At 60.9% G+C, this 25,363-nt stretch carries 30 protein-coding genes; 14 read left to right on the top strand and 16 right to left on the bottom strand.

Annotation, left to right across the window (positions count from 1 at the left end):
• Window positions 1-149: 149 nt before the first annotated feature.
• The 4 genes from RHIBR816_RS0112345 to RHIBR816_RS0112330 all read right to left on the bottom strand — a co-directional run bounded on the left by RHIBR816_RS0112345 (window position 150) and on the right by RHIBR816_RS0112330 (window position 4,134).
• Window positions 150-1,157 carry a threo-3-hydroxy-L-aspartate ammonia-lyase gene (locus RHIBR816_RS0112345; protein ID WP_085929539.1) on the bottom strand — a complete coding sequence of 336 codons (1,008 nt, stop codon included), beginning with the start codon at window positions 1,155-1,157 and terminating at the stop codon, window positions 150-152.
• 234 nt (window positions 1,158-1,391) lie between these two features.
• The gene (locus RHIBR816_RS0112340) at window positions 1,392-1,748 is read right to left on the bottom strand and encodes a response regulator (RefSeq protein WP_018236854.1); all 357 of its coding nucleotides are present in this window, start codon (window positions 1,746-1,748) and stop codon (window positions 1,392-1,394) included.
• A 15-nt stretch (window positions 1,749-1,763) separates the two neighbouring features.
• Complete coding sequence (locus RHIBR816_RS0112335) at window positions 1,764-2,762, bottom strand: sensor histidine kinase (RefSeq protein WP_018236853.1); 999 nt, start codon at window positions 2,760-2,762, stop codon at window positions 1,764-1,766.
• A gap of 418 nt (window positions 2,763-3,180) precedes the next feature.
• A complete protein-coding gene (locus tag RHIBR816_RS0112330) occupies window positions 3,181-4,134 on the bottom strand; it encodes an EamA family transporter (protein ID WP_018236852.1) in 954 nt (317 codons plus the stop codon).
• Window positions 4,135-4,260: 126 nt separating this feature from the next.
• Between RHIBR816_RS0112330 and gcvA the strand changes: the two genes are divergently transcribed.
• The gene (gene gcvA / locus RHIBR816_RS0112325) at window positions 4,261-5,166 is read left to right on the top strand and encodes a transcriptional regulator GcvA (RefSeq protein ID WP_026186913.1); all 906 of its coding nucleotides are present in this window, start codon (window positions 4,261-4,263) and stop codon (window positions 5,164-5,166) included.
• A 202-nt stretch (window positions 5,167-5,368) separates the two neighbouring features.
• Here the strand turns inward: gcvA and RHIBR816_RS0112320 are convergent, their stop codons facing one another.
• Window positions 5,369-6,268, bottom strand: a complete 900-nt coding sequence (locus RHIBR816_RS0112320; protein WP_026186912.1) for an AraC family transcriptional regulator — start codon at window positions 6,266-6,268, stop codon at window positions 5,369-5,371.
• Between the two features lie 175 nt (window positions 6,269-6,443).
• On the opposite strand from RHIBR816_RS0112320, the gene RHIBR816_RS38865 reads away from it, so the two are divergent.
• From RHIBR816_RS38865 to RHIBR816_RS0112305, 3 genes are all read left to right on the top strand, one after another.
• Window positions 6,444-6,851 carry an SDR family NAD(P)-dependent oxidoreductase gene (locus RHIBR816_RS38865; RefSeq protein WP_018236849.1) on the top strand — a complete coding sequence of 136 codons (408 nt, stop codon included), beginning with the start codon at window positions 6,444-6,446 and terminating at the stop codon, window positions 6,849-6,851.
• A gap of 41 nt (window positions 6,852-6,892) precedes the next feature.
• Window positions 6,893-7,507 carry an isochorismatase family cysteine hydrolase gene (locus tag RHIBR816_RS0112310; protein WP_018236848.1) on the top strand — a complete coding sequence of 205 codons (615 nt, stop codon included), beginning with the start codon at window positions 6,893-6,895 and terminating at the stop codon, window positions 7,505-7,507.
• Window positions 7,508-7,856: 349 nt separating this feature from the next.
• Window positions 7,857-8,453, top strand: coding sequence for a tyrosine-type recombinase/integrase (locus RHIBR816_RS0112305; RefSeq protein WP_018236846.1), 597 nt, complete (start codon window positions 7,857-7,859; stop codon window positions 8,451-8,453).
• A 218-nt stretch (window positions 8,454-8,671) separates the two neighbouring features.
• Here the strand turns inward: RHIBR816_RS0112305 and RHIBR816_RS0112300 are convergent, their stop codons facing one another.
• Complete coding sequence (locus tag RHIBR816_RS0112300) at window positions 8,672-9,256, bottom strand: helix-turn-helix domain-containing protein (RefSeq protein WP_018236845.1); 585 nt, start codon at window positions 9,254-9,256, stop codon at window positions 8,672-8,674.
• A gap of 161 nt (window positions 9,257-9,417) precedes the next feature.
• Between RHIBR816_RS0112300 and RHIBR816_RS0112295 the strand changes: the two genes are divergently transcribed.
• The 4 genes from RHIBR816_RS0112295 to RHIBR816_RS0112280 all read left to right on the top strand — a co-directional run bounded on the left by RHIBR816_RS0112295 (window position 9,418) and on the right by RHIBR816_RS0112280 (window position 11,210).
• Window positions 9,418-9,903 carry a fasciclin domain-containing protein gene (locus RHIBR816_RS0112295; RefSeq protein ID WP_018236844.1) on the top strand — a complete coding sequence of 162 codons (486 nt, stop codon included), beginning with the start codon at window positions 9,418-9,420 and terminating at the stop codon, window positions 9,901-9,903.
• A 29-nt stretch (window positions 9,904-9,932) separates the two neighbouring features.
• Window positions 9,933-10,157, top strand: coding sequence for a DUF378 domain-containing protein (locus tag RHIBR816_RS0112290; RefSeq protein WP_018236843.1), 225 nt, complete (start codon window positions 9,933-9,935; stop codon window positions 10,155-10,157).
• A 59-nt stretch (window positions 10,158-10,216) separates the two neighbouring features.
• Window positions 10,217-10,630: a TspO/MBR family protein gene (locus RHIBR816_RS34030; protein WP_371259051.1), complete on the top strand. Its 414-nt coding sequence runs from the start codon at window positions 10,217-10,219 to the stop codon at window positions 10,628-10,630.
• Between the two features lie 70 nt (window positions 10,631-10,700).
• A complete protein-coding gene (locus RHIBR816_RS0112280; protein ID WP_026186910.1) occupies window positions 10,701-11,210 on the top strand; it encodes a hypothetical protein in 510 nt (169 codons plus the stop codon).
• A gap of 666 nt (window positions 11,211-11,876) precedes the next feature.
• Here the strand turns inward: RHIBR816_RS0112280 and RHIBR816_RS0112270 are convergent.
• Genes RHIBR816_RS0112270 through RHIBR816_RS0112250 form a run of 5 tightly spaced genes read right to left on the bottom strand, consistent with a single transcriptional unit; the run spans window position 11,877 to window position 17,281 of the window.
• A complete protein-coding gene (locus RHIBR816_RS0112270; protein ID WP_018236840.1) occupies window positions 11,877-12,872 on the bottom strand; it encodes an ABC transporter ATP-binding protein in 996 nt (331 codons plus the stop codon).
• Window positions 12,869-13,864 (bottom strand): ABC transporter ATP-binding protein, encoded by a 996-nt coding sequence (locus RHIBR816_RS0112265; RefSeq protein ID WP_018236839.1) that lies wholly within the window; start codon window positions 13,862-13,864, stop codon window positions 12,869-12,871. The genes RHIBR816_RS0112270 and RHIBR816_RS0112265 overlap by 4 nt, the downstream gene beginning before the upstream one ends.
• Window positions 13,857-14,765 (bottom strand): ABC transporter permease, encoded by a 909-nt coding sequence (locus RHIBR816_RS0112260; protein ID WP_018236838.1) that lies wholly within the window; start codon window positions 14,763-14,765, stop codon window positions 13,857-13,859. Before RHIBR816_RS0112260 ends, RHIBR816_RS0112265 begins: the two co-directional genes overlap by 8 nt.
• The gene (locus RHIBR816_RS0112255; RefSeq protein ID WP_018236837.1) at window positions 14,756-15,691 is read right to left on the bottom strand and encodes an ABC transporter permease; all 936 of its coding nucleotides are present in this window, start codon (window positions 15,689-15,691) and stop codon (window positions 14,756-14,758) included. Before RHIBR816_RS0112255 ends, RHIBR816_RS0112260 begins: the two co-directional genes overlap by 10 nt.
• A 12-nt stretch (window positions 15,692-15,703) precedes the next feature.
• Window positions 15,704-17,281 (bottom strand): nickel ABC transporter substrate-binding protein, encoded by a 1,578-nt coding sequence (locus RHIBR816_RS0112250; RefSeq protein ID WP_018236836.1) that lies wholly within the window; start codon window positions 17,279-17,281, stop codon window positions 15,704-15,706.
• A 316-nt stretch (window positions 17,282-17,597) separates the two neighbouring features.
• On the opposite strand from RHIBR816_RS0112250, the gene RHIBR816_RS0112245 reads away from it, so the two are divergent.
• From RHIBR816_RS0112245 to RHIBR816_RS0112230, 4 genes are all read left to right on the top strand, one after another.
• Window positions 17,598-18,383 carry an aspartate/glutamate racemase family protein gene (locus tag RHIBR816_RS0112245; RefSeq protein WP_018236835.1) on the top strand — a complete coding sequence of 262 codons (786 nt, stop codon included), beginning with the start codon at window positions 17,598-17,600 and terminating at the stop codon, window positions 18,381-18,383.
• A 2-nt stretch (window positions 18,384-18,385) separates the two neighbouring features.
• Window positions 18,386-19,108 (top strand): flavin reductase family protein, encoded by a 723-nt coding sequence (locus tag RHIBR816_RS0112240; protein ID WP_018236834.1) that lies wholly within the window; start codon window positions 18,386-18,388, stop codon window positions 19,106-19,108.
• An 11-nt stretch (window positions 19,109-19,119) separates the two neighbouring features.
• Entirely contained in the window at window positions 19,120-20,310 is a 1,191-nt protein-coding gene (locus RHIBR816_RS0112235) for an amidohydrolase family protein (protein ID WP_018236833.1), read from the top strand.
• A gap of 170 nt (window positions 20,311-20,480) precedes the next feature.
• On the top strand, window positions 20,481-21,179 hold the full coding sequence (locus RHIBR816_RS0112230) for a GntR family transcriptional regulator (protein ID WP_018236832.1): 699 nt from the start codon (window positions 20,481-20,483) through the stop codon (window positions 21,177-21,179).
• A 9-nt stretch (window positions 21,180-21,188) separates the two neighbouring features.
• Here the strand turns inward: RHIBR816_RS0112230 and RHIBR816_RS0112225 are convergent, their stop codons facing one another.
• The 5 genes from RHIBR816_RS0112225 to RHIBR816_RS0112205 all read right to left on the bottom strand — a co-directional run bounded on the left by RHIBR816_RS0112225 (window position 21,189) and on the right by RHIBR816_RS0112205 (window position 23,750).
• Window positions 21,189-21,428, bottom strand: coding sequence for a hypothetical protein (locus RHIBR816_RS0112225; RefSeq protein WP_018236831.1), 240 nt, complete (start codon window positions 21,426-21,428; stop codon window positions 21,189-21,191).
• A 56-nt stretch (window positions 21,429-21,484) separates the two neighbouring features.
• Window positions 21,485-21,793, bottom strand: a complete 309-nt coding sequence (locus RHIBR816_RS0112220) for a hypothetical protein (protein ID WP_157628161.1) — start codon at window positions 21,791-21,793, stop codon at window positions 21,485-21,487.
• Window positions 21,794-21,916: 123 nt separating this feature from the next.
• Complete coding sequence (locus tag RHIBR816_RS0112215; protein WP_018236829.1) at window positions 21,917-22,567, bottom strand: hypothetical protein; 651 nt, start codon at window positions 22,565-22,567, stop codon at window positions 21,917-21,919.
• 22 nt (window positions 22,568-22,589) lie between these two features.
• Window positions 22,590-23,321: a HupE/UreJ family protein gene (locus tag RHIBR816_RS0112210; protein ID WP_018236828.1), complete on the bottom strand. Its 732-nt coding sequence runs from the start codon at window positions 23,319-23,321 to the stop codon at window positions 22,590-22,592.
• A 48-nt stretch (window positions 23,322-23,369) separates the two neighbouring features.
• Window positions 23,370-23,750 (bottom strand): hypothetical protein, encoded by a 381-nt coding sequence (locus RHIBR816_RS0112205; RefSeq protein ID WP_018236827.1) that lies wholly within the window; start codon window positions 23,748-23,750, stop codon window positions 23,370-23,372.
• Window positions 23,751-23,831: 81 nt separating this feature from the next.
• On the opposite strand from RHIBR816_RS0112205, the gene RHIBR816_RS0112195 reads away from it, so the two are divergent.
• Window positions 23,832-24,107: a metal-sensing transcriptional repressor gene (locus RHIBR816_RS0112195; protein WP_018236826.1), complete on the top strand. Its 276-nt coding sequence runs from the start codon at window positions 23,832-23,834 to the stop codon at window positions 24,105-24,107.
• A 9-nt stretch (window positions 24,108-24,116) separates the two neighbouring features.
• Window positions 24,117-25,361, top strand: a complete 1,245-nt coding sequence (locus tag RHIBR816_RS0112190) for a nickel/cobalt efflux transporter (protein ID WP_018236825.1) — start codon at window positions 24,117-24,119, stop codon at window positions 25,359-25,361.
• The last annotated feature ends 2 nt before the right edge of the window (window positions 25,362-25,363 follow it).

Genomic DNA, 25,363 nt, shown 5'->3' with positions numbered 1-25,363 from the left:
ATCGAAAGAAGACAAACCAGGCGGCAAAAGCCAATACCCAAAGCAGGACGTAGTAGAACGCTTGTCCCTCGATCATGGCGGCGACCCTCATCCACCGATGGCTTGCACATTAGCATTAGCGCAACTAAAGGGTAAGACGTCGCGCCAACTCAGCGCTCGCCGAGAAGCGCGCTGAGGGCCGTCAGGTCGATATTGCCGCCGCTTAACAGAATTCCGACCCGCTTGCCTGCACAGGCGATTGCGCCATGCAGAACGGCCGCCGCCGCCAGGCAGCCGGTGGGCTCCACGATGATCTTCATGCGCTCGGCGAAGAAACGGACGGACTCCACGAGTTGCGCATCGGTAACGGTTACGATGTCGTCGACGCAGTCTTTCAGGATGGGAAAATTGAGTTGGCCGACATGGGTGACAATCGCGCCGTCAGCGATGGATTTCGGCACCGGAATGTGGACGATCTCCCCCTTGCGCAATGATTGCTGGCCGTCGTTGCCGGCCTCGGGCTCGACGCCAATAATGGTGCAGGCCGGTAATAGCGCTCTGGCGCTGAGCGCACTGCCGGCAAGAAGACCGCCGCCACCCAGCGGCACGACGAGGAGATCGACATCGCGGACATCCTCGATTAGCTCCAGCGCAGCAGTCCCCTGTCCCGCAATGACGTCCGGATGATCATAGGGTGGAATCAACGTTGCGCCCCGTTCCGCCGCGAGGCGCTGGCTTATTTCCTCACGATTTTCCGTGTACCGATCATAATAGACGACTTCGGCTCCATAGCCCTTGGTCGCCGCAACCTTTATCTCCGGAGCGTCTCGCGGCATGACGATCGTCGCCGCAACCCCCTGGAGCTTGGCGGCATAGGCAAGTGCCTGCGCGTGATTACCAGATGAGTAGGCGACGACACCATTTAGCCGTGATAGACCGTCCAGTGCGGCGATGGCGTTGTAAGCCCCGCGAAACTTGAATGCGCCGGCCCGCTGAAGATTCTCTGCCTTGAAGAAAACGGCCGCGCCGGTTCGTGCGTCCGCAGTTCGCGACGTCAATACGGGCGTGTGGTGAGCAAAGCCGGAAATGCGTACCCGCGCGGCCCGGACATCATCGAAGGTCGGGATGCGCAACGAAGCAAGTACCGATGAACGGTTGGACACCTGACACTCCGTCATCCCCACGGCACTCCCTGATTGTGCAAAAACAGGGAAACCGTAGCATCGCGTGGGCATTTCCGCGAGTGAGGCCCAATACATAGCCGCTCGGTCAAAACGGAGCGAATGACCGCATCCCACCCGATCTGCCACTTTACAGCGCACCGCGCGGGGTGAGCTTCCGATGGGGAGCAGCATGCCATCTCATTTTTGCGAAATCGCTGAATTCAGCAGATCAGCTGAGTGGCATATAAGTCAGGATCGAACCGCCTTCTCCAGGACTGCGAGTAAGCGGCGCTCCTCCGTCGGCTTGCCGACGTTCGGAGCTCCGGCGAGGATCTCTCCGCCGAGAAGCTCCGGCTTGCTATAAGCGCTTGCCACCACAAACGGTACGCTCTGGGCGTTGAGCACCTCCGCCACCAGGGTCACACCGCCGTCTCTGAGGGTCACATCGAGGAGTGCCACGGCAGGCAATTCGTCGCCCAACAGTTCGAGCGCTTCCTCGACCGTCGCGGCTGGTCCGAGCACGCGCCAGCCGCGACGCTCAAGCAAGAGCTTCAGATCCATCGCGATCAGGAACTCGTCCTCCACGATAAGCACGGTCTTGTGCATGAGACCAGTCTCGCATCATGAGACCGATCCTAACGGGGCGACGATCTCGACCAGCAAACCCGCCGGGGCATAGTTCAGTTCCACCCGCCCTCCCAATTCGCGGCTCACAGCGAACTCGATGAGCTGTGAGCCGAACCCCGAAGAGGCCGGCGGTTCCACCGTGGGGCCGCCGCTTTCTTGCCACATCAGCCGAAGACTTGGAGCGCTCGCTTCCTCGACCTCCCAGCGGACATGAATCTGTCCGGTGGGTGTCGAAAGCGCGCCATACTTAATCGCATTGGTCGCGAGTTCGTGCAGGATCAGGCTCAGCGACATGATTTGCTTCGGCGCGAGCGGGACGGCCGGCCCCGATTCGATGAGGAACCCTGTCGAACCCTCTGAATAGGGCGCAAGCGCTTGCTCAACGACCTCTCGAAGATCGGTCTCGACGGTTTGCGAGTAAGCTGTGTCGTGGGCCTGCACGAGCGCATTGAACCGGCCGATGAAAGCGTCGCGATATTCCGCGCCGGAGCGGCCGTCGGCCGTGGTCTGGCGGGCGATGGCCTGGACCAAGCCAAGCAGGTTCTTCATTCGATGCCGGAGTTCGCCTAGCAGCACATCCTTCTCGGCCTCACGTTGGACACGCTTTGTAGCATCCACGATGGAGAGCACCAGGGTGCGGCTGTTGTTGTCGGGATGGAACAGCCGGTGCGCACTGACGAGCATCGTCCTGCGACCGATGCTCGGAAAGTCGTGGTGCACCTCAAAGTCAATGACCGCTGTGCTCTTCGGGATCACTTCCTCGAGCAGGCGCCGCAGCTCAGGAATGTCCCATTGCCGATTGCCGAGTTCGTAGACGTGCTGTCCGATTGTATCGTCGCGGTCGACTTTGAAAGTCGTGAAGAACGCCCGGCTGGCAGACCTTATGCGCAGGTTCTCGTCAAGCACGAGCAACGGATCGGGGACTGTGTCGATTATGCCTTGCGCCTGGACATGGCCATTCCGCAAGAGGCGATAGAGATCTTCCAGATTCATCGCTATTCCCGCAGGCTCAACTTTTTCAGAAATATTACAGCATGCGGTGGGAGACATGCAAAGAGCCGATTCCGACGCGACCGACATCGTCATCAGGCAGGATGAATGGCGCGGTTTGGTGCATACCAGCCGTCGCAATCCACCTGATCGAACTTCCGCTGTCACCCAACCACGACGCTGATGAAGGCGAAGAACCGACCCTCTGCGGGCATTGGCATGCGGCCCATGAATGGCACAGTTGTGGCCCTCAGCGGACGCTGGCGAAAAAAGGCCTGCCACAGTGGGCAGGCCAATCCGCTCTAGGAGTAGAGAGCGGGGGGAACAACGTTCGAGGCTATCCGCCTACCGAAGCTCGTGTCGACTCGGGCTAACGATCATTCCGCCGCGGGTGCCGGAGCAGCCACGTGGCGTTACGGGACTACTCGTGCGCTACAGCTTCCTCGGGGGCAGGCCGCTTATTGGCCACTGCCAGAGCGAGACCGCCTAAGATCAGGACGACGCCCGCTGCGAACATCAGGCCGAGCTGATCGCCGAAGAGAAACGACGCAGCGGCAATCCCGAAGACCGGCTGAAGATACTGGACGCTCGCCGCGACTCGGGCCGGAACAACCCGCAGCAGATACAACCACAACAGCAGGCCCGCGACCGTCACCATGGCACCGAGATACACGGTCGCCCATACCGCTTGCATCGTGATCTGCACCGGCTCGTGCGACATCTCCCAACCGGCCAGAGGCAGGATCGCGACTAGGCCGGCCACAGAGTTCCATGCCGCCACGGGCAAGGTGCCGTACTTTTCGGTGAGTTCGGCGCTCCAGATGTAGTAGAAGGCGATGGCAACCGCCGAGAGAAGCATCCAAGCCACGCCGGCGACCGTGGTCCTGGACAGGTCGTCAACTCCCGATCCGCTTCCTACGGCCACCAGGGCAATGCCGCCGAAGGCTGTGAGCAATCCAATCCACTGCCGACCCGCCACGGGTTGCTTGAGACGGAGCGCCGCGAAGATCACGATAATGATCGGAATTGTCGCGGACATGATCGTTCCGACCGACGCCGATGTGCCTTGCACACCGAACGACTGGGCGACATTGCCCAGCGTAATGCCCATCACGCCGAGCGCTATGATGCTGGGGACGGCTTGCCACGGCACACGAAGCCGACCTGCCGCCAAGAACAGAAACAATGGGACCGCCACCAGGAAACGCATGGCGGTGAGCGTCAAAGGCGGGATCGTCTCGAGGCCCAGCTTGGTGATCGGAATTGAAAGGCCCCACATGATCGCGAGCAACAGCATTGCGCCGAGACTCTTCACGGAGAAAGATCGGGCGGGCCCAGCGATGTTGGAGAGGACAGCGAAGTCGGTGGCGTTCATGGCGGTTTCGCTTTGATGTGATTGGCAGGTGCGTGCATCCGTGTCATGTATACAAGCGCTCGACCGCCTTCGACAAACCATTATTCCTCACGGGATGCGTGAGCACCAATCACACATAAGAGCCGTATGCCCGACCAACTTCCTCCCCTGCAGACTCTTCGCGCCTTCGAGGCGGCAGGGAGAAGGCTGAGCATGACGCTGGCAGCGGAAGAGCTGCATCCCACCCACGGCGCGGTCAGCCGTCAGATCAAGGCACTTGAGGATCATCTGGGGGTCCAGCTCTTCCGCCGCATGACTCGGAGGATCGAACTGACCGACGCTGGCATCTCGTTCTTCAGTGCCGTCACCCGTCTGCTCTCCGAACTCGCACGCGAGGCGGAAAACGTTCGCCGCAAGAACGACACCACGCGCCTCGTCGTCAGCTCGGGCGTTTCCTTCGCAAGCAAATGGCTGACACCGCGACTGCACAGGTTGATGGCTCGGTATCCGGATTTCGACGTCCATCTCGAAGTGACCGACGCTTCGATCGATTTCGCGGCAGGTCACGTCGATGTGGCCCTGCGTTATGGGGCCGGCCAATATCCCTTCGCGACCGCCGAGCGCATCATGAACGAGACAGTGTCCCCGGTCTGTGCGCCGGACTATCTCGACCGCATCGGTGGGCTTCGATCTCCCAGCGAGCTTGCCAAATGCCAGCTCATCCACGAGATCGGCATGACCACGACATGGGAAAGGTGGTTCGCGATGATGGACTTGCCATATCCAAGGACCCGGGGTCCCGGATACAGTCACGGCAGCATGTCCATCGAGGCGGCGATCCGGGGTGAAGGCGTGGCCCTGGGGCGGAGCGTTCTGGTCGCAGAAGACCTTGTGGCAGGCCGCCTTGTGTCGATATTCCCGCAAGCCATGCTGGAGGTCGAATGGGGATACGATCTTGTTTACCAGATAGGCGATCAAGATCACCCGAAGGTTCGCGCATTCAGGCATTGGATTGCCGACGAAGTACGGGAATTCATGGCCGCAAATTTCTAAAAGTGCATGTTGAGTATGACTGCTGTTCCGACTGAGACGTAATCTGAAACGGAACGATCGACCCGAAGGAGACGCTCAAAGACGGTGTCATGATTGGCCGCTGTACGCCCTCATCTGGGTCGTCCATGGCCGCCTCGTCAACTCTCGTGTGCAGACGTTCGTTCGGCCGCCGAGCATCACACAGACGATGCAAAATGGCCGATTACGCCGCTGCTGAGCTGCCGATCGCCTGCCTGAGCTGCCGCATGTCGCGCACCGGCGATGCGCCGAAGTGCCTGAGATATTCGCGACTGAATTGCGAGGCGCTTTCGTAACCTACTGCGAAGGCGACATCTGAAGCGGTTCGGTCACCGGAGAGTAGCAGTTGTCGCGCCTGCTGCAGGCGAAGCTGCTTCTGATACTGGATCGGGCTGAGGCCCGTCAGCGCCATGAAGTGCCGGTGCAGGCTGGCGCGGCTCATGCCGCTTGCTTCGCACAAGGCCTCGATACGCAGCCGCTTGTTCTGGTGGTCGCGGATCCATTCGACGGCACGCCGGATTCGGCCGAGTGCCCCCTCGGGCCGGGCGATATGGCGCAGCAGCCGTCCCTGCGGTCCCTGCAGGAGACGATAGAGCAATTCGCGTTCCGCCATCGGCGCCAGAACCGGAATGTCACCCGGCGTGTCGAGCAAGGCCAGCAGGCGCAGCAGTGTGTCGCGCAGCGGCGGGGTCATCGGATTGATCGCGATGCCCATGCCGGGCGTATCGGCGTCGCGCACCGGCGGCATGGCGGACGCGACCTCGGCCAGCAGTGCGGGGTCGAGGACCAGCGATACCGCCACATAGGGCCGGCCGTCATCGGCATTGTAGATCTGGCCGCTCAGCGGCAGATCCAGTGCGCTGACGAGATACTGCGCGGAGTCGTAGCGCATCAGAGTGTCGCGAATCACGACATCCTTCGACCCCTGCAGGATGAAGCAGATCATCGAGCGATACAGGCACGGCGACGTGCCGGAAGTGGTTTGCCCCACGCCGATCTCAAGTCGCGGGATCGGCGTTATTGTTACTCCAGATCGCGCGTGACGCAGGGCGATGTCTATATGTGGCTGGAGATGCTCGGTCATGAGCCTTCTATAGCATTGCATATTCGCGCGAGCAAACACCTTGAGACGATCAGGCAAGAAGTTGAGAGCATTGGGCGGGCGGACGCGGCCCGCTCCGCCTATCTGGTTGGCATCGGAATGACGCCGCAGCGGTGCGGCATTCCGGCGAGACCATTCCACGAAGGACGGACAGACCATGACCAAGCAGATCGCACTCATCACCGGCGCCAGCCGCGGCCTCGGCCGCAGCATGGCGCTGCACCTTGCAAAGCGCGGCGTCGCCATCATCGGCACCTATCGCAGCGGTGCGGCAGAGGCAGATACGCTACGCCAGGAGATCGAGGCACTGGGCGGCATTGTTGCGATGATCCCGCTCGACAGGGCTGATTTCGGCATGGTCGATGCGGTCTACGCCCCGCTCTTCCGCTATCTCATGATTATCGACCCGGCGGTGTCACAACCGATCTTTGAGGGCCTCCCGCGGGTTTCGGCATGGCGCGGGGCGCTGGCCGCACGTGCCAGTGTCAAGGACGCGGTGGTTGCGGACTATGCCGACCGCTTTCGCGTTCATCTGCGTCAGCACGGCGCGTTCATCGCGGTCTGACCCCAGCATCCAAAACTTCATTCTAGACAAGGAAAACCATCATGACCGACCACGCCGTTAATGCCGCCGCAGAAAAGAGCGCGCTTATCCTCATCGAATATGTGAATGACTGGCTTGCGCCCACCGGCGGCATCAACGGGCAGTTCCAGGACCGCGAGCAGTTCGATTTGGCCGTCGCCAATTCGAAGGAGGTTCTCGAAGAGGCCCGTCGCCGCAACATGGACGTCATCCATGTCACCGTGCGGTTTGAGCCGACGTACAAAGTGCTTGGAGAAGGCAAGTACGGCCTGCGCAAGATGATGCTGGACTATCGCTCGTTCCTTGGCGAGCAGGCCGATTTCTTCCCCGGTTTCGAGCCGCAGGACGGTGAATTTGTCGTCAGCGAGCGCCCCGGCGGCAGCAGCGCCTTCGCCGGGACGACGCTCGACAGCTACCTGCGCAACAACCGGATCTTCGACATCTACGTCATGGGCTTCGCTCTGCGGCAGTGCGTCGAGTCGACCGTGCGCAACGCCCACGACCTCGGCTATCACACCAACGTCATCTACGATGCGTCGGCGGCCTTCACCAGGGAGCAACAGACCTCGTTCCTGAGCGACATCGCGCCGTTTTACGCAAATGCGCTCACGACGCGGGAACTCCTGACGCAAGCCTAAGGCGTCCCAATGCCTGGCTCCACTGAGGTGGCGCTGGGCATCATTTGTCCGAAGGCAGTGCGCACCAACGAGGCGGGCAACCAACTGGGTGAACTGCTCAATTCCCGCCTTCGGTCCGACGCCTACATTCAAGCCTCCTGAACCTTTAATTGGCCGATCAGGCAGAGAAGACGACGCTTGTCACCCATGGACGCGTGCGAAATGACCGTTGCTGGCGTATCTTGCCCATTCAGCCCCCGTCGTCGAATTTTCGCTCACCATCCGAAAGGTCACTTCCATAAGGATTACCATTGGGCCGCTTGAAGGTTGAGCGCTGCGGCAGCGGAGGGTGGCTCATGGGAGCAAGGCTATGTCTAGTTGGAGCTCCGGCCGCATCATCGGCCAGAAGCCTCCATTGAAGCCGAAGGAGGTCTGGGCCATCCAAACCCGCCTGCAGATGTCGAGTGCGGTACGCGACCTGGCACTGTTCAATCTCGCGATCGACAGCAGATTGCGGGCTTGTGATCTCGTCGCGATCTCAGTTGCCGATGTTGCAATTTCCGGAAGGATTCGCGAGCGGGCGATCATCATCCAACGGAAAACTGGCCGACCAGTGCAATTCGAACTGACCGATCAAACGCGGGAGGCTGTCGGTGCCTGGATCGGACGTCGCAGGCTCGGTGAACGGGATTACCTGTTTCCCAGCCGCGTGCACGCAAAGCCGCACCTGTCGACGCGGCAGTATGGCAGGATCGTCGAACGCTGGGTGTCGAGCATCGGGCTTGATCCGAAGCGCTACGGCACACATTCGATGAGGAGGACGAAGGCGGCCCACATTTATAAGAAGACAGGTAACCTGCGCGCCGTCCAGCTCCTGCTCGGCCACAAAAAGCTGGAGAGCACCGTGCAGTACCTCGGAATAGAGGTCGACGACGCCTTAGCCATTTCTGAGCAAGTGGAGCTGTAGCACTCAAGGCCGGCGCTTCGCCTCAAAGCGCCGGCCGCTGGCCTGCTGAGCGAAAGTTCGACCCTGAGGAGACCCTGCTTTCTTCAAGGTTAAATGACCGCTTTGCTCCCCGAAACTCGGCGGTTGACTATCCGCGGCTCCCGACCTGAAACCCGACTTCCTCCACCAACGCTGGCAATGCATAGGGAGGAGTTTCAGGAGTACTCAGTGAACGGCGCCTATGAAGAAGTCACAACAATTGCGGTTGAGATTTCCTTGCCTTCGCGGCGGTAACTGTGCGGAACGCTAGAGTCAAAATATACAGCGTCCCCCGGATCCAGCACTGCCTCCTTGCCATCCACATTGACTACAAGCCGACCGCTGAGCAAGTAGATGAACTCAGCGCTGCCATGTTGATGCGGCTCTGAGGGCGGCGCATCGACCGGGAACTCGGCGTAGAACGCCTCCATGCGGCGGTCAGAAGCGGGATAGTCCAGGCTTTCGAAGAGAAAGGCCGGGTGCTTTTCGCCCGGCGGGCTTGGAAGTTTGAGACGCTGCTGCTTTCGGACGACCGCGATGAGCGGCTCCTCCCTGTCGGCATTGAAGAAGTGATCGAGGCCGACGCCGAAAACCATGGCGATCCGAAGCAACGTGGGCAGCGTTGGAAACATCTGCCCGCGCTCTATCTTCGAGAGCATCGCAGGCGAGAGCCCTGTATGCGCGGCCAATTGCACCAGCCCCAGCTTCTTTCTCAGACGTAGTGCCTTGATATGAGGGCCGATCGCGTACCGCTGGAGCTCATTGGACAGCGTTTCCGAGAGCACGTCGTAAACTCCTTTTCGTTTCAGGAAACTATCAGACGACAATTGTCTTCACAAGAGAATTCTATTTCTTTTCACGATAATTTGAGTGGAACGAAAATCATTTTTCTCCAAATGAAAGACACGAGGTGCATCTCGCACCCGTCATAGAGAGGAGAAATGCCATGAAGTTGAAAAGCCTTTTGTTCGCTGCAGCGATCACGCTCGGCAGCAGCGTCAGCGCGTTCGCCGCGGAGAAGGATGTCGTCGACACCGCCATGGAGGTGGGTCAATTCAAGACGTTGGGTGCCGCGCTCGAAGCGGCGGGCCTGGTCGCCACTCTCAAGGGAACGGGTCCGTTCACGGTCTTTGCTCCGACTGACGAAGCCTTCGCCAAGTTGCCGGCCGGTACCGTCGAAAACCTGCTGAGGCCGGAGAACAAGCAAAAGCTGACTGAGATCCTCACCTACCATGTCGTCGCGGGGAAGGTGATGGCTGCGGACGTGGCCAGTACCGATGAAGCGAAGTCGGTAAATGGCAAAATGATCGACATCGAAGTCGACGGCTCCACCGTCAAGGTCAACGACGCCGCCGTCACTGCTGCCGACATTGCTGCCTCGAATGGGGTCATCCATGTCATCGACAAGGTGATCATGCCGCCGGAAGGCTGACCCTCATCCCTCGACCCTGGAGAAGAACCATGAAATTTATTAGCATTTTCACGCTCATCCTCGTCATCGTAGGCGGGCTGAACTGGGGGCTGGTCGGACTGTTTAGCTTTGACCTCGTGGCCGACATCTTCGGGGCTGGCTCGGGGCTCTCCCGGATCGTTTACATCCTGGTAGGTGTATCGGCGGCCTGGCAGATCATCCCCCTGTTTTCTGCAATGGCCTCCGGCGAGTTCGCTGCTGGCCAGAACCGATAGGGCTTCGGAGGGACCCGCTTGCCTCGTCGGCGGTTCCCTCCGTCTTTTGCCGGATGGACATGCATTCCCCCCTTGTGCTGGTCGTCTTCGAGGTCGCGAGCTTCGCTGCGGCGGCTACCGGCGTGATCTTTAGGCCAGGCGACTGGTACAAGCAGCTCGACAAGCCAAGATGGCGCCCGCCCGATTGGCTGTTCGCCCCGGTCTGGACGGTTCTCTATGCATCGATCGGAGTGTCGGTCTGGCTCGTATGGCTAGAGGCAGGCGTTGCCGGTGCAGCACTGCCTCTCAGTGTCTATGCAGTCCAACTTCTGCTCAATGCTGCGTGGACGCCGATCTTTTTTGGACTTCACCGACCCGGCCTGGCCGTGGTGGAGATCATGGTGCTTTGGGCTGCGATCCTGGCGACGATTATAATGTTTCACCCCGTGAATGCGGCTGCTGCTTGCTGCTTGTTCCTTACCTGGCGTGGGTGAGTTTCGCAGCGGCACTTAACTTGTCCATCTGGCGGCGCAACCGCTCGAAACCACTGTCGCAGGGCGCCCGATGAGACCCCGGTGGGTCGTCGTCAATGATCGGATGCAGCAAGGCTACCGGTACGCGCTCCTTGCGCCAATTGGCCGTGACTTTCATCCCGATTTCCGGCCAGACTTGACACCCGCCGAGATGCTCGCGCTCGGCGTGTTCGGCGGCAAGTACATGACCGATTGTCGCGACGAATTCCCCAAAAGCTGGTTTGCAGAGGCCCGGCTGTCGTCGCTGCGAAAAGATCCGTCACTTAACTGGTTCGGTGTCGACGCCAGCCAACCGCTCAGCGTCTGGCGAGCCAAGGGATGGATACATCCCGACGATCCGCGTGGCTGGTTCCAGTGGTACTGCCGCTACCACCAAGGTCGTCGCATGCCCGGCGAAGACGAGCGACAGATCGCCCGTTGGAAAGCTATTCGCCGCCATATCACTCAGCTTCGTCGAGCCTGCGAGCCTGGGGATTGCTGGTGCCGGCCGCGCCAGCGCCAGGCTCTGCTGCATTGGGCATATGACAGCCGTTCAATTTAACTAGTATGCCGCTGCTGTGGTGAAAACTCCGGTATCTTGCTTGCCAGGCTAGAGTCTGCCGGGCAGCACACGGTGAGACCTACAGGAACGAGCAGAGTCGACCCTATGCGGTCATAGCCTGAGACACGAGGAATGGCACGGTTTGGCCCCGTTGCGGACATCAACACGGATGCTAGAAACCATCTCTGGTCTCTTCCGTGCGACACTCCGTTGGTCAGGACGCGATGTCACCGGCTCATCAAGACCCAAGAAGAGGCTGTGGGTTCTCACGAGGGCCGTGCCGTTCCCGGTCAGGACGAACTCATCAGCCCCGGCGCAGCCTTCTCCAAGGTCAAAGATGGGGCGTGCATACCAGGGGGTGCAGGCTGGTACGTGATTTGCCAATGGCTCCCCTCGCGGGGCAGATCGCCACGGGGCGCATGCAAGAAAATGCCCGATGCGTTGGCACCGGGCGAATTGGCGGGAAGCAGCACCACTTCCCGCAGGGGAACTTCTCCAGGATTCGCGCGCAACCGAGGCACTTTCCAACTCGCCGGATTTTCTGCAGCGTTCGGCCATGGTCCGCCGCGAGTGCGCCGATGTGAGCACGGCACTCGGCCTTGCCAGGAGTGGACGCACCGCGGTTCGCGGGACTCCCCAAGTGGATGATCACGGCACCCCGCTTCTTCAGTGAAGTGCAGAACGCCGACCCTCGTGAAGCTCGGGGGCGAATAGGCATGCGGCACTGTGGCCAAATGAGAGGCCGTGCGCCGCCGGCATCTTCCGAGAGCAGCTCTCGACGGCAAGAGGGCAGCGGGTCCTGAACCTGCAGCCGGAGGGCGGATTCGTCGGACTCGGCACCTCCCCCACCAGCAGCGGCCCATTGCGGAGCTTCTCGACACGCGGATCCACCTCTGGAACCGACGCAAGCAGCATCTGCGAGTAAGGATGGCTCGGGTGGTCGTAAAGCTCCTGGGAGGGTCCCTGCTCCACGATCTTGCCGAGATACATTACATAGACCCGTGAGGCCGCCTGTCTTACCAAGGCAAGATCGTGGGCGATGAACAGGCACGCCACTCCCAGATCCTTCTGCAGCCGCAGGAACAGGTTCATCACCTGCGCCCGAATGGAGAGATCCAGGGCGCTCACCGGCTCGTCGCAGATCAGCACTCTTGGATTGACGGCAAGCGACCGGGCAATCGCAACGCGCTGGCGCTGGCCGCCCGAGAGCTCGCGTGTGTGGCGGTCCTTGACGGCGTTCGCAAGGCCGACCTGATCCAGCAGCTCCTTGGTACGGCGATCACGTTCATCTTGCGAGCTGCGCCCGTCGATGAGTAGGGCTTCATCGATAGCTTCGCCGACCGTCTGGCGATCGTTCAGACACGAATAGGGATCTTGGAATACATATTGCAGTGCCCGGCGGCTTTTGCGTAGTGCTGCGCCTGAGAGAGTGCTGAGGTCAACTCCGTCGAGCAAAACGCGCCCGGCGCTTGCCTTCTCGAGTCCTACGATAGTTCGGCCGAGCGTCGACTTTCCGCAACCGGATTCGCCAACCAGGCCGACGATCTCTCCCGGATAAAGCTCGATCGAAACGTCGTCGACCGCATGGATGAATTTACCCCGCTGTACGCTCTTGAAGCGGGTTTGAAGGTTTTCGACCTTGAGGACAGGGGAGTTCGTCATGCGGCAGCCTTTCCTTGATTGACGACTGGGCAGGCCACAGAAACATTGCCGTCACCAGTCGGCACCATTGGCGGCCGGTTACGTGAGCACGTGGCCACAGCGAGTTCGCAGCGTGGTGCGAAGGCACAGCCCCTGATCGGTGCGCCCAGAGTCGGGGGTACGCCCGGAAGGCCGCGGAATTCGGAACCTATCGGATCCTCCTTCCGCGGAATCGCGTTGATCAGGCCCTTCGTGTAGGGGTGACGGGGGTTTACGAGAACCTTGTCGACGGGGCCGCATTCGGCGGCGCGTGCAGCATACATGACGACGATATTGTCCGCCGCTCCCGCAACCACGCCCATGTCGTGGGTGATCAGCACCATCCCCATGTTGAGACGACGCTGTACGTCCTTCAGCAGCCGCAAGATCTGCGCCTGAACCGTCACATCGAGCGCGGTCGTGGGTTCGTCAGCGATCAGCAACTTCGGCTCGCCCGCAAGCGCAATGGCGATGACGATGCGCTGCCTCAACCCCCCGGAAAGCTCGTGCGGATACTGCCGGAGCCGTGCCGCAGGGTCGGATATCCCGACGAGCTTTACGAGCTCCAGGGCGCGCGCCTCGGCCGCCCTGGGCGTCATGGTGAGGTGCAGCTCGGCCATCTCGGCAATCTGCCGCCCAATTCGGCGCACCGGGTTGAGTGCGCTCATGGGGTCCTGGAAGATGAAGCCGACCGACTTGCCGCGGAGCTTCTGGATCTCGGCCTCGGGCAAGCCGATCAGTTCCCGCCCCTCGAGTTTGACGGAGCCCGACAGAATTGTCGTTACGCCCGTCGGCATCAGGCCGAGCGGCGCGAAGTTCATCACCGTCTTGCCGCTGCCGCTCTCGCCGACGATTGCGAGACATTCGCCCTGCCGGACCGAGTAGCTGACGCCGTCGACGGGGCGGACCGCCGATTTCGCGGTCAGCAGATTGACCGTCAGATTGCTGACATTCAGGAGCGGTTCGTCATGCATCGGAATTCTCCTTGCTCCAGCTTGCGACCTCGGCCCGACGGGCCGCGAGCATGCGTCGCGTGAGCGGTTTCGGAACCCGGTTGAGGGCTATGGATTCCCCGAGGGTGTTGAAGCCGATGACGGCCGCCGTGAGGGCAAGGCCTGGCAGGAGAACCTGACGCGGATCGGATTCGAGATAGGGCAACGCGTCCACAAGCATCTGGCCCCATTCTGGCGTCGGCGGTTGAATGCCGAGGCCGAGGAAGCTCAAGGTCGCGACGGCCAGGGCGGCCGTGCCGGCATCTGCCGTCGCATAGACCATGACCGAACCGATCGTGCCGGGGAGAAGATGGCAGAAATAGATGCGCCAGGGGCTGGCGCCCAGCACCCGCAACGCCTCGATATGCGGCTTGCTCATGATGCTGACAGCAACCGCACGGCTGATGCGGCCGCTCATCGGCCACCAAGCGAGCGCGAGTGCCAGCACCATGGTCCAGTAGCCCGGACCGACGATGCCGATGACCGCCAGAGAGATGATCAGGCTCGGGACGGACAGGCCGACGTCGACGACACGCATCAGAACGTCGTCCACCCAGCCCCGATGGTAACCGGCGATCGTTCCGAGCAGGATGCCGATGGTCATGGCGATGCCGAGAACGGAGCCGACGCTGACGAGCGAGGTGTTGGCAGCGATGATGAGGCGGCTGAACGTGTCGCGCCCGAGATGGTCCGTGCCGAGCCAGTGAGCGGCACTCGGCCCGAGGCCGGCCTCCAGCAGGTTCTGGGTGCTGGGGTCCTGGGGCGCGAGCCAGGGCGCGAAGGTACCGAGGGCAACGAAGAGACCGATGGTGATCAGTGCCGCGCGCGGCATCTTGTTCAATCGGGCCAGAATAGGATTGAGCATGTTCATGATCAGCTCCATTGGCGGCGGATGCGAGGATCGGTCAGGAGCACTGCCAGATCGACGATCAGGTTCACCACGATGAAGAATGTGAGGAAGATGAGCAGGCATGCCTGCACCACCATGAAGTCGCGAAAGCGCACGCCGGCCAGGAAGTAGTCACCCACGCCCTGCCATGCGAACAGCGGCTCGACGATGATCGCCGTCGCGGTCATCAGTCCGACCTGGGTGCCGAGTGCATTGATGAAGAGGGGCGTAATGTTGGGCAGCGCCTCGCGAAACAATATGGTGGTGCGACCGAGACCCTTGCTTTTGGCTGTCAGAACAAAGGGGCTGGCCATCGCCTCCTCCAACCCGACCCGCACGACACGACTGAGGACGGCGGCCGGCAGAACGGCAACGGTGAGCCATGGCAGGATCCAGCTTTGCGGCCCGGCGAAACCGAACGACGGCAGGAGCTGGAAGGTGACGGAGAACGCGTAGATCATTAGCGCGCCGACGAAGAATGTTGGTGTCGATGCGCCGAGGAGCGCCAGACCGCGCGACGCGCGGTCCGGCAGTTTGTAAGGCCAGAAGGCACCAAGGAACCCCAGAGCCAGGCTGATCAGGGTGGCGATCGCAGCCGAGCCCGCAATCAGGATACCCGTCACGAGCATTCGGTTCGCGAGGTCCGCGCTGACGTCCTGCCCCGTCCGATAAGAGATGCCGAAGTCTCCGCGAACAGCATCGCCGAGCCAGTCCACGTAGCGCATCAGCAGTGGCTTGTTCAGTCCTATCTCTTCGGCAACCTGTTCGACATAACCCGGTGTGGCGACCGCCCCGCGAAGCTCGGCGATCAGGACGGCGACATTGCCGGGTGCCGACACCACGAGTGTGAAGCAAACCAGGGACGCCAGGAACAAAAGGACCAGGGAATGCTTCAGCCGCTTGCTGATGAAGTGGATCAAGGCACCCTCCCGCTATTCGGCCAAGACGATGTTTTCGTATGGCATGTCGTATTCGGTGACTGGGCTCGTGAAGCCCTGGACCCGCTTGGAGTGCGCCCAGATGCTCGGCACATAGACCAGCGGTGCGATCGCATCATTGTCCCGCAGCCAGTCGTAGACCTTTTGAATCGTCGGCTGGATCTGATCCCCGGTCGCCGCCGTCGCCGCATCGATCAACGGATCGAGATTGACCGGATCGGTGACCAGCTTGCCCTCGACATCGTTGTGGAAGGTCGACAAGCACAGGCCCACGATCGAGCCGAACGGATCGTAGGGAGCACCATAGGTCAGGAAGAAGCCGAGATCGTACTTCTGCTCCAGCATGTCGGTGTGCTTGGAGGCATGGTCGACCGAGCGGATGACCAGATCGATGCCGATCTCCTTCATCTCGGACTGGATGACCTCGGCGATCACACGCGACCCCGGCACTGCGTCCGGGCTGACGACCAGTTCGAGCGTCAGCGGCTTGCCGTTCTTGGATCGGATGGGACTTCCCGTCCAACCGGCATTTTCGAGCAACGCCGATGCGGCCGCAGCATCGCGCACGGGCGCATCATATTGCGTTCCGGCATAGGGCAAAGCCCCCGAGAACATGTTGCCGGCGGGCTTCGCGTAACCATGGTAGAGCACCTTAGAGATAGCCGCGCGATCGATGCCGATACTGACGGCTTTACGGACCTGCGGATCCTTGAGTGCCTCGGCACGGTCAGGATTGAATGCCATCACCAGCGTGACGTTGCCCGGATCGACGACGACGTTGAAGCCAGCCGCCTCGAGCTGCTTGCCTTCTTCCGGGGTCAAGGGCGCAATCCAGAAGCCGCCGATCAGGTCGATTTCGCCGGAGCGCAATGCCGCAACCCGCGAACGTGCATCGGGGATGACCTTGGCCTCGAGACGCTCATAGGTCGGCTTGTCGCCCCAATAGCCGTCGTAGTGCTCGAAGACGCTCTGGGTGTCGTCCGCGCTGATCTGAATCCATGGTCCGGTTCCAACCGGCTCCTTGAACTTGCCGTCAGCGCCAACCGATTTGGGCGAGAGGAAGCGCGTCGGCCGCGTGTAGGAGAGCTCCTGCATGAGGGCGAGGACCGGCTCCTTGAAGTGCAGGGTGATGTGGTAGTCGTCGACCACGTCCAGCGACTGGAAGTGCTTGGAGCAATTCATCCAAGTGAACTGCTTGTGACCCATCCAGCGCTCGAGGTTCCATTTGCAAGCGGCGGCGTCGAACTTGGTGCCGTCCTGGAACGTGACGCCCTGGCGCAACGTCAGATGCAGCGTCTTGCCGCCTTCCTCGATCTTCCAGTCGGTTGCCAGACATGGCTCGATCTGGCCGCCCTTGCCGTACTTGACGAGCGGCTCGAACATGAGGTCCTGGATGGCCCAGATCGCGTAGTGGCTCTGGGGGTCGAGGTTGCCGGCCGGTTTTGCGATGGCGACCCGCAAAGTGCCCGACGCACCCTGTGCGTAGGCAATCTTCGACAATGCGCCCTGCGCCAAGGCCAACGCCACGGCGCCGCCTGCTCCCTGCAGGAAGGTACGTCTGTTCACTGACATGCGATGCTCCTCCTCTTTTGATGCTCCCCGGCGCGTCAACCGCCATCGGCTTTTGGCGCCGTTCTTGTATAGACAAGTCGACTGTCTCATGTATACAATCCGTGGTCAAGATTGTATTTTCATTTTTGTTGACGAACCCCCACGAGGCTGCGTGAGGAGGGACCGAGTATGGAGGATGGTATCGTGCGCAGCGGCCGTATTGCGCCAAAAGGTGAGAAAAGACGCCCAGAAGCAATCTCATACCCACATGAGGCTATGAGATTGCCTGTAGACATCGCATTCAATTGTGTTACTAATTGTATACAAAGAGGTTCGAATGCTCATCAAACTCATAAATCCAAACACGACTGCGGCCATGACGGAACTCATGGGGCAGACCGCTCGTAAGGTCGCAGCGGCTGATAGCGAGATTGTCCTTGCGACGTCTCGCTCTGGCGCAGCATCGATCGAAGGGCACTACGACGAGGCCCTCAGCGTGATAGGAGTCATCGACGAGATACGGCGAGGCGTGCCGGCCGACGCCTATGTCATAGGCTGCTTTGGGGATCCGGGGCTTCTCGCTGCGCGTGAAATTACTGCGTCGCCTGTCTTGGGGGTCGCCGAGGCTGCAATGCACGCGGCGACTTTTTTGGCGACCAGCTTTTCCATCGTGACTACGCTTGAGCGTACACGGATCATGTCGGAGCACCTGGTTCGCAGCTACGGCATGCAGAACCATTGCCGACGGGTACGTGCCACCGATGTACCCGTGCTCGAACTCGAAAACCCCGATTCAAACGCGCGCGCCATCATACTTGCCGAGTGCGAGAAAGCCGTTCGCGATGACCAGGCGGAAGCCATCGTGCTCGGGTGCGCCGGCATGTCGAATCTGGCGAAGCACCTGCAGGAAAGGCTCGGCCTTCCAGTCGTCGATGGTGTGGCCGCCGCGGTAAAGTTCGCCGAGGCCATTGTGGGGATGGGACTGCGCACCTCGAAGATCGGTGATTTGGCGTTTCCACTGCCAAAATCCTACGCCGGAAAGCTCGCCGAGTATGCTCCAGCCGCACTGGTCCTGGGCATCGATCATCAACTTGCCGGCCGCACTGCAGCCGAACGGAGCTAGCCATGGATTTCGATTTTGCCGAACTCCCGGAAAAGGACCGCTACCGCCTCCTGTGCAGCTTCGTAGGGCCGCGGCCGATCGCGCTCGTCACCACCGTTGACGAGCACGGTGGCAACAATGCCGCTCCAATGAGCTTTTTCAACGTATTCTCACACGATCCGCCGCTGCTGATCCTCGGCATGCAAACCCGGCCTGACGGCAGTTCGAAGGACACGGTGGCCAATATACGCCGCTCGGGTGAGTTCGTCGTTCACATGGTCGACATGGCGATCGCCAAGGAGATGATTGTCACCGGCATCAATTTCCCCAGCGATGTCGATGAGATCGCAGTTTCAGGGCTGACGAGCGTGCCATCGCTCAAGGTGGCGGCATCCCGCATCAAGGAATCGCCCTGCGCCATGGAATGCCGCGTGTCGCAAATCCTCGACTACGGCCGCCGCACGATTGTGATCGGCGAAGTCGTGCAGATGTATGTCCGCGACGAGTGCCTGGACGAACGTGGCCGCTATGTGCTTCCTGAGGTCTACCAGCCAATCGCGCGCCTGCATGCTGACAACTACATCGTCGCCGACAGCCAGTTTGTGCTGAGAAAGCCCGCCGAACTTGCTCACCACGACATTACTGCGGGTTATGGCGAGCCGCCGCCTGTCAAGAGCCGCGCTACCGAGATCGGCACCCCGCCCGACCAGGATGGGAACCACTCCGCTCAGAAACTCGAAGGCTAGGCGACGCTCAGATGTCAGGATTCCTACTCAAAAACATCCGACCCTTTGGCGCTGCAGCCACGAACATCCTGGTCCGCGACGGACGAATTGTCTCAATTGGCAGCGGCGAAACCGAGAACGTCAAGGTGGAAGACGGGGGCGGCGCGATCGCTATTCCAGGGTTTGTCGAGGCGCATGCGCATCTCGACAAATCCCTGTGGGGCATGGGATGGCACGCCCACCAGGCTGGGCCGACGCTCGAGGACAGAATATCAACCGAGCGCCGCCTGCGCCGCGAGCTCAACATCGATCCGCACCGCCAATCGGCGCGGCAGGTGGCCCTCGCCGTCACGCACGGCACCACGGCCATCCGGAGCCACGTTGACGTGGATACCGACCAGAAGCTCTGGTGTTTCGAGGGTGTGGCAGAGACGCGCGAGCGTTTCCGCGATATCGTCGACATAGAAATCGTCGCCTTTCCGCAGTCCGGCCTGATGATCCGTCCGGGCACGCTGGAACTCTTGGACGCCGCACTTGCCGCCGGAGCCGACGTCGTCGGCGGCCTCGACCCCTGCGGCATCGACCGGGATCCGAAGGGCCAGCTCGATGCTGTTTTCGGCCTTGCAGAGAAGCACGGCAAGCCGATCGACATTCATCTGCATGAGCCCGATGCCCTTGGCGCGTTTTCGTTGGAGATGATCATCGAGCGCACGCGCGCGCTCGGCATGCGGGGCAAGGTGACAGTCAGCCACGCGTTTTGTCTTGGCATGAGTGATCGTTTCCGCGTCAACGCCTTGGTCGAGCAGTTGGCGCGCGAAGACATCGCGATCGCTACCACGGCGCCGGCTGGTTGGCCCGCTCCAGCAGCGGACGAACTGCGCCGAGCCGGCGTCCGCCTTTGCGCGGGCTCCGATGGCATTCGCGATACCTGGGGTCCCTACGGGAATCTCGACATGCTCGAGCGCGCGTTGTTTATCGGCCTGCGCAACAATTTCCGCAATGACAGCGACGTCGAATACGCCTTGCACGTCTGTACACAAGGTGGTGCCGACGTGCTGAAGCTCGAAACCTACGGACTCCACGAGGGGGCCTATGCGGATCTGGTGCTGATCGATGCCGAGACGATACCGGAAGCAGTCGCGGCCCGTCCCAAGCGCAAGCTTGTGCTCAAGCGGGGTCAGCCGATCGCACGCGACGGGCAGGCATTGTTTACAGTCGAATGAGTGAAGCAGGGGAATTTTGCCAAGGAATTGCTGCTCGATGGCGCATTGGTTTTTAGCCCACTTCGGCCATTCGTTCCGAAGGCCAACTTCGCCGGGAGTGAGGTACACCAGTAGACGCAATGAGAATTCGATAATAAATCCCAGGTTACCGACGCTATGGAAGCAACTCAATGTTTAACGAGGACAGATCAGCGGAGAAACAGACCAGTTGGTGGCCGATCTATATCGCCCTGCGCGATGCGATCGTCAGTCACAGGCTGACACCTGGCACCAAGCTTCCGGAAGACGAGCTCGCGTCGATCTACGCCGTTAGCCGAACCGTGGTCCGGTCAGCGCTTCAAGCGCTGACCCATGACCGGCTCGCGCGTCTGCAGCCAAATCGCGGCACATTCATTTCGAGCCCCAGCAAGGCAGAAGCGCGCGAAGTCTTTGAAGCGCGCATACTGATCGAACCGAAAGTTGCAGCAATTGCCGCCGAGGCCGCAAAGAAGTCAGACATCGCCAAGCTGCGCAAGCACATGCACGTCGAACACGAGGCTGTGAATTCAGGCGACACGAGCCAGGCGATCGCCGCATCTGCACAATTTCACATCGAAATTGCCGAGATCGCCAACCATACGGTCCTGACGGATTTCGTCCGCGAGCTGGTTTCCAACTCGTCGCTGGTAGTGGCGCTTTACTGGAAAAGGCGCGAGACGACCTGCGAGAGCCATGCGCACGAAGCTTTGGTCGAAGCGATAGAAAACGGCAACGGATCAGAAGCAGCCTCCCTGATGAAGAGGCATCTGGAGGATGTCTTTTCGGGCATGGATCTCGGCCCAACGGAGAGAAAGCAGGACCGGCTGGCGGACATTCTTCGGTTGCGCTAAGCGAATGAGCTACCTGTTGCTGCTGCTCTGCTTGAGGGCCTCGGTTGCCGTAATTGAACTGGCCACCAGGAGCGGCTTTCCAGGGCGCTGTGACGTTGGGACAATCAACCGTACAAACTGCTGGCGTCCGGAGACAAATAGGATGTAGAGGCGGGAGACCTGCGGCGAACGCCTTTCTTCCGCGATCTTCTCGGCATCCGTGCGCGTAAAGAAACCCTTCTGAAACGCTTCCGGATCGATGCCGGGCAAGGCCAGCGTGCATGTGTGGACAGGTTTCCCGCCGACGGATGCTGTGGTGAAGCCGATTATGGTTCCCGCAGGAAGACCTTATCTGCATCGGTTGTTAGCCATACCCGCACCATCTCGGGTTCGGCGATGGGGGCGAGATCATCAAAGGCTACTTCCGGGAGCATCTCCCAGTCGCGATCATAGGCCTCCTGGCTCATCCGCAGGAAGTCTGGGCCTTTGACCAGGCATATCTGGTGGAACTCTTCTACGGCCTGGTCGACTTCGGTTCCGGACTGAGCCGCTAGCGGTGCCAACGCGAGGAGGATGGCCACAAGTATGGCTGTTCGACGGCGCACGGCTGAACTCATTTCCTGTGAGTTGAGCAATGATGCCTAACGCCTGCCTCCTGTCTTGGTTCCTCGAAGCTCCCGTCGCCCGAGCTTCCGCACTCTGCGGCGTTGATTGTGCTTGGATGTCGCCGGCGTGTCCGCCGGCGACATCCGGCTCGTTTACATCATGCGCTTGACGTCCGAGTAGGCTCCGTCGGTCTTCAAGGTGACGGTCACCGCTTCGCTCGTGCGGTTACGCCAGAACCAGCCGTGATTACCATCGAACGCAGCTTCCAGGACGCCGCTATCCTCGGCCACGCCGCGCCCCTTTTCATAGCTGATGCTTTCACCGTTACCGTCGCCATGCTTGTCGAAGTTCACCTTGGAACCGTTGGCGGTCCACACGTAGTTTGCCTTCGCGCCCTTCGCCATGACGAGCTTGATCTCCGCCCCTTCACCCGGCTGAAGCGTCAACGATAGTTCATCCCGGCGGATTTCTTGGGCGTAGGCGCTCGAGACACCGAACTCGCGGATAATGCGTTGCAAAAGGCTGGAGCCTTGCTGCGGTTCCTGACCCATTACCGGCGTCGCGGCATTGTTCTGATCAAGCTGCCTGTCGCGTTCGGCTTCCTCGGAGAGCTGCGTCTTGATCTCGCCCATCTCGGTCAGACCGAGTGCAGAGCCGGCTCCAGTTGGGTCGATGCCGTACTCGGACGGCAGCACGACAGCCACGAGTATCGCGGCGGCTGCGGCGGCGGCAAGAACGGTCGAGCGGAAAAGCTGGCCGGAGGTCGGCAGGTCTTCGGGAGCGGGCGCTTGTGAATTGAACATATTCTGTCTCTTTCTTGGGAGGTTAGGACACGAAATAGCCGGTGAGCTGATAGCCGATCAGCACAAAGCCGGCGGTCATCATCAGCACATTGGCGGTGTAGGCGTGGCGGAGGAAGCTTCCGGTCTTCCGCCAATAGCTCATGGCGATCAGGATCATCGCAAGGGCGATAAGCTGGCCGATCTCGACCCCGACATTGAAGGCGAGAAGGTTGGGAATGAGGCCGTCCTCGGCGATCTCGTATTCGAGAATCTTGGTCGCCAGGCCCAGCCCGTGGAAGAAGCCGAAGATCAGCGTCGCGAGCTTGGTGTCCGGCTGGTAGCCGAACCAGCGCTCGAAGGCCCCGAGATTGTCGAGCGCCTTGTAGACGACCGACAGACCGATGATGGCATCGATCAGATAGGAACTCACGTTCCAGCCGAAATAGACGCCGAGCAGCATCGTCGTCGAATGACCGACGGCGAAGAGGCTCACATAGATGGCGATATGCTTCAGCCTGTAGAGGAAGAAGATCACGCCGAAGAGAAACAAGAGGTGATCATATCCGGTCACCATGTGCTTCGCGCCGAGATAGATGAACGGCACCAGATGGACGCCGGTGATCTCCTGGATGTAGCCCTTGTCGCCTTCCGCGACGGCATGGGCGGCCGCGGTGCCTGCAAGTGCAAATAGCGACAACGCGGCAACAAAGAATTGGAATGCGAGCGAACCGGGCGCAACGCCACGCGTGCCGCCTCCAAGAGGTGGTTGCTTCATAGGTAAATTCCGTGATTTTCGTTGAACCGGCCGCCGGAGCGGCAATTGTCAGGTCAACGTCACGGCGCGTGGCGGCCGCTCGATGCCGTAGGGCGGTCCCTCAATCAGGCTAACCGTTGCAACGAAATAAATTGGACTGGCCGACACTTGGGATCCGGCCTCCGTTGCCGCCACGAGTTCGGCCTTCTCATGGGTATGGTCGGCATGGTGGTGATCTGTGACATCTCCTGCCGCATCGGCAAGCTCGAAGTCGTCATGGGAATGGTCGCCGTGATCGTGATGCTTGCCAGCATCCATCATCTGGGCACTGGCGGCATGCAGGCGCGGTGAATGGGAGGCCGGCGCCGACAACGTGTACATCAGCATGGCGATGACGGCCGCAAAGGCGGCGATAATTGTCTGCAGTCGCAGGCCGGGACGAAGCAACATGGCCGCACTGATAACGGTGTTCGCGCAGTCAGGCAAGGCTGTGCGGTTGAACTATCCCCTCCAGGAGGATAGGAAGGAACCATGACAGAGCACAGACACGAAACCCATCCGGAAATCGTCAAGCGGCTGAAGCGGGCCGAGGGACATCTGAAAAGCGTGATCGCGATGATCGAGGGCGGCCGGCCCTGCCTCGACATCGCCCAGCAGCTCCACGCGGTGGAGAAGGCGATCGCGCAGGCGAAGCGGACGCTGATCCAGGACCACCTGGATCACTGCCTCGAAGAAACGGTCGGCGCACTTCCGCGCGACCAGCGTCAATCGATCGACGAGTTCAAGTCGATCACGAAATATCTCTGAGGTCTGCCTATGCCCGCTTTCGCCGATCTGATTGCGCAGGGGGCCGCCCATGCCTGGCTGTTCATTCCGAGCGCCATCCTGCTCGGCGCCCTGCATGGGCTGGAGCCCGGCCATTCGAAGACGATGATGGCCGCCTTCATCGTCGCCATCCGCGGCACGGTCGCCCAGGCGGTCCTGCTTGGCATCGCCGCGACAATCTCGCACACAATCATCGTCTGGGGCATCGCCTTCGCGGGCATGTACCTCTGGCGGGGTGTGGATTCGGAAGCCGTCGAACCCTACTTCCAGCTCGCTTCCGCGGCGATCATCATCGCCATCGCACTTTGGATGCTTTGGCGGACCTGGCAGGACCAGCAGCGGGCGAGAGCAGCAGCCGGGCAGACACACGGAAACGCCAGTCACGGACACCATCATCACGATCACGGCCATTCGCACGGCCACGGCCACGATCATGGTCACGGCGACATCCGGCGGATCGACACCGGGCACGGCGTCATCAGCGTCGAGGTCTTCGAGGACGGCGTGCCGCCGCGCTGGCGTATCCGTTCGGAAAGCGGCCACCACTGGGCGACGGCCGCTGACGTCAGTGTCAGCACCGAACGACCGGATGGTTCACGGCAACGCTTCGCCTTCGTTAAAAAAGGCGGATACCTCGACGGCTATCTCGAATCCGTCGACGAGATCCCCGAACCGCACGAGTTCATGGCGCGGGTGGTCCTTGGTCACGGCAATCACACCCACGACTACGACCTCGCCTTTGTCGAGGGACACGGCCACGATCACATCCACCAGGAGGTTCAGGGGCTGCAGGTTGCGACCGGCGGCTATCAGGACGCCCATGAGCTGGCGCACGCCAACGACATCCGCCGCAAGTTCGCCGATCGGAACGTGACCACCTGGCAGATCATCGTGTTCGGTCTCACCGGCGGACTGATCCCTTGCCCGGCTGCCATCACCGTGCTTCTGCTCTGCCTTCAGCTCAAGGAATTCACGCTGGGCTTCGTCCTGGTGCTGTGCTTCTCGATCGGCCTGGCGCTGACCCTCGTCACCGTCGGCGCGGCGGCGGCCCTGAGCGTGCGCCACGCGACGAGACGCTGGAGCTGGTTCGGCTCGTTCGCCCGCCGCGCACCTTATTTCTCCGGCGTCCTGATCGTCGCGGTCGGCATCTATGTCGGTCTCCAGGGATGGTCCGCCCTGTCGGCCCAGGCGGCGCAAGGCTCGGCCGCGACGTCCCCCCTCACTGTGACCCAATGAAC

The organism is Ensifer sp. BR816 (assembly GCF_000378985.1).
Taxonomy (GTDB): Bacteria; Pseudomonadota; Alphaproteobacteria; order Rhizobiales; family Rhizobiaceae; genus Sinorhizobium.
Note: the sequence above shows the minus strand (reverse complement) of the source record. Positions and strands in the feature narration are given on the sequence as shown.

Coding starts and splice junctions, on each gene's coding strand:
- RHIBR816_RS0112210 (WP_018236828.1), bottom strand. CDS start 23,321: ATGAAGCAACCACCTCTTGGAGGCGGCACGCGTGGCGTTGCGCCCGGT.
- RHIBR816_RS0112340 (WP_018236854.1), bottom strand. CDS start 1,748: ATGCACAAGACCGTGCTTATCGTGGAGGACGAGTTCCTGATCGCGATG.
- RHIBR816_RS0112230 (WP_018236832.1), top strand. CDS start 20,481: ATGTTTAACGAGGACAGATCAGCGGAGAAACAGACCAGTTGGTGGCCG.
- RHIBR816_RS0112320 (WP_026186912.1), bottom strand. CDS start 6,268: ATGACCGAGCATCTCCAGCCACATATAGACATCGCCCTGCGTCACGCG.
- RHIBR816_RS38865 (WP_018236849.1), top strand. CDS start 6,444: ATGACCAAGCAGATCGCACTCATCACCGGCGCCAGCCGCGGCCTCGGC.
- RHIBR816_RS0112215 (WP_018236829.1), bottom strand. CDS start 22,567: ATGTTCAATTCACAAGCGCCCGCTCCCGAAGACCTGCCGACCTCCGGC.
- RHIBR816_RS0112290 (WP_018236843.1), top strand. CDS start 9,933: ATGAAATTTATTAGCATTTTCACGCTCATCCTCGTCATCGTAGGCGGG.
- RHIBR816_RS0112310 (WP_018236848.1), top strand. CDS start 6,893: ATGACCGACCACGCCGTTAATGCCGCCGCAGAAAAGAGCGCGCTTATC.
- RHIBR816_RS0112245 (WP_018236835.1), top strand. CDS start 17,598: ATGCTCATCAAACTCATAAATCCAAACACGACTGCGGCCATGACGGAA.
- RHIBR816_RS0112305 (WP_018236846.1), top strand. CDS start 7,857: ATGTCTAGTTGGAGCTCCGGCCGCATCATCGGCCAGAAGCCTCCATTG.
- RHIBR816_RS0112250 (WP_018236836.1), bottom strand. CDS start 17,281: ATGTCAGTGAACAGACGTACCTTCCTGCAGGGAGCAGGCGGCGCCGTG.
- RHIBR816_RS0112335 (WP_018236853.1), bottom strand. CDS start 2,762: ATGAATCTGGAAGATCTCTATCGCCTCTTGCGGAATGGCCATGTCCAG.
- RHIBR816_RS0112345 (WP_085929539.1), bottom strand. CDS start 1,157: ATGACGGAGTGTCAGGTGTCCAACCGTTCATCGGTACTTGCTTCGTTG.
- RHIBR816_RS0112240 (WP_018236834.1), top strand. CDS start 18,386: ATGGATTTCGATTTTGCCGAACTCCCGGAAAAGGACCGCTACCGCCTC.
- RHIBR816_RS0112190 (WP_018236825.1), top strand. CDS start 24,117: ATGCCCGCTTTCGCCGATCTGATTGCGCAGGGGGCCGCCCATGCCTGG.
- RHIBR816_RS0112205 (WP_018236827.1), bottom strand. CDS start 23,750: ATGTTGCTTCGTCCCGGCCTGCGACTGCAGACAATTATCGCCGCCTTT.
- RHIBR816_RS34030 (WP_371259051.1), top strand. CDS start 10,217: ATGCATTCCCCCCTTGTGCTGGTCGTCTTCGAGGTCGCGAGCTTCGCT.
- RHIBR816_RS0112270 (WP_018236840.1), bottom strand. CDS start 12,872: ATGACGAACTCCCCTGTCCTCAAGGTCGAAAACCTTCAAACCCGCTTC.
- RHIBR816_RS0112330 (WP_018236852.1), bottom strand. CDS start 4,134: ATGAACGCCACCGACTTCGCTGTCCTCTCCAACATCGCTGGGCCCGCC.
- RHIBR816_RS0112195 (WP_018236826.1), top strand. CDS start 23,832: ATGACAGAGCACAGACACGAAACCCATCCGGAAATCGTCAAGCGGCTG.
- RHIBR816_RS0112260 (WP_018236838.1), bottom strand. CDS start 14,765: ATGGAGCTGATCATGAACATGCTCAATCCTATTCTGGCCCGATTGAAC.
- RHIBR816_RS0112235 (WP_018236833.1), top strand. CDS start 19,120: ATGTCAGGATTCCTACTCAAAAACATCCGACCCTTTGGCGCTGCAGCC.
- RHIBR816_RS0112265 (WP_018236839.1), bottom strand. CDS start 13,864: ATGCATGACGAACCGCTCCTGAATGTCAGCAATCTGACGGTCAATCTG.
- RHIBR816_RS0112280 (WP_026186910.1), top strand. CDS start 10,701: ATGAGACCCCGGTGGGTCGTCGTCAATGATCGGATGCAGCAAGGCTAC.
- RHIBR816_RS0112295 (WP_018236844.1), top strand. CDS start 9,418: ATGAAGTTGAAAAGCCTTTTGTTCGCTGCAGCGATCACGCTCGGCAGC.
- gcvA (WP_026186913.1), top strand. CDS start 4,261: ATGCCCGACCAACTTCCTCCCCTGCAGACTCTTCGCGCCTTCGAGGCG.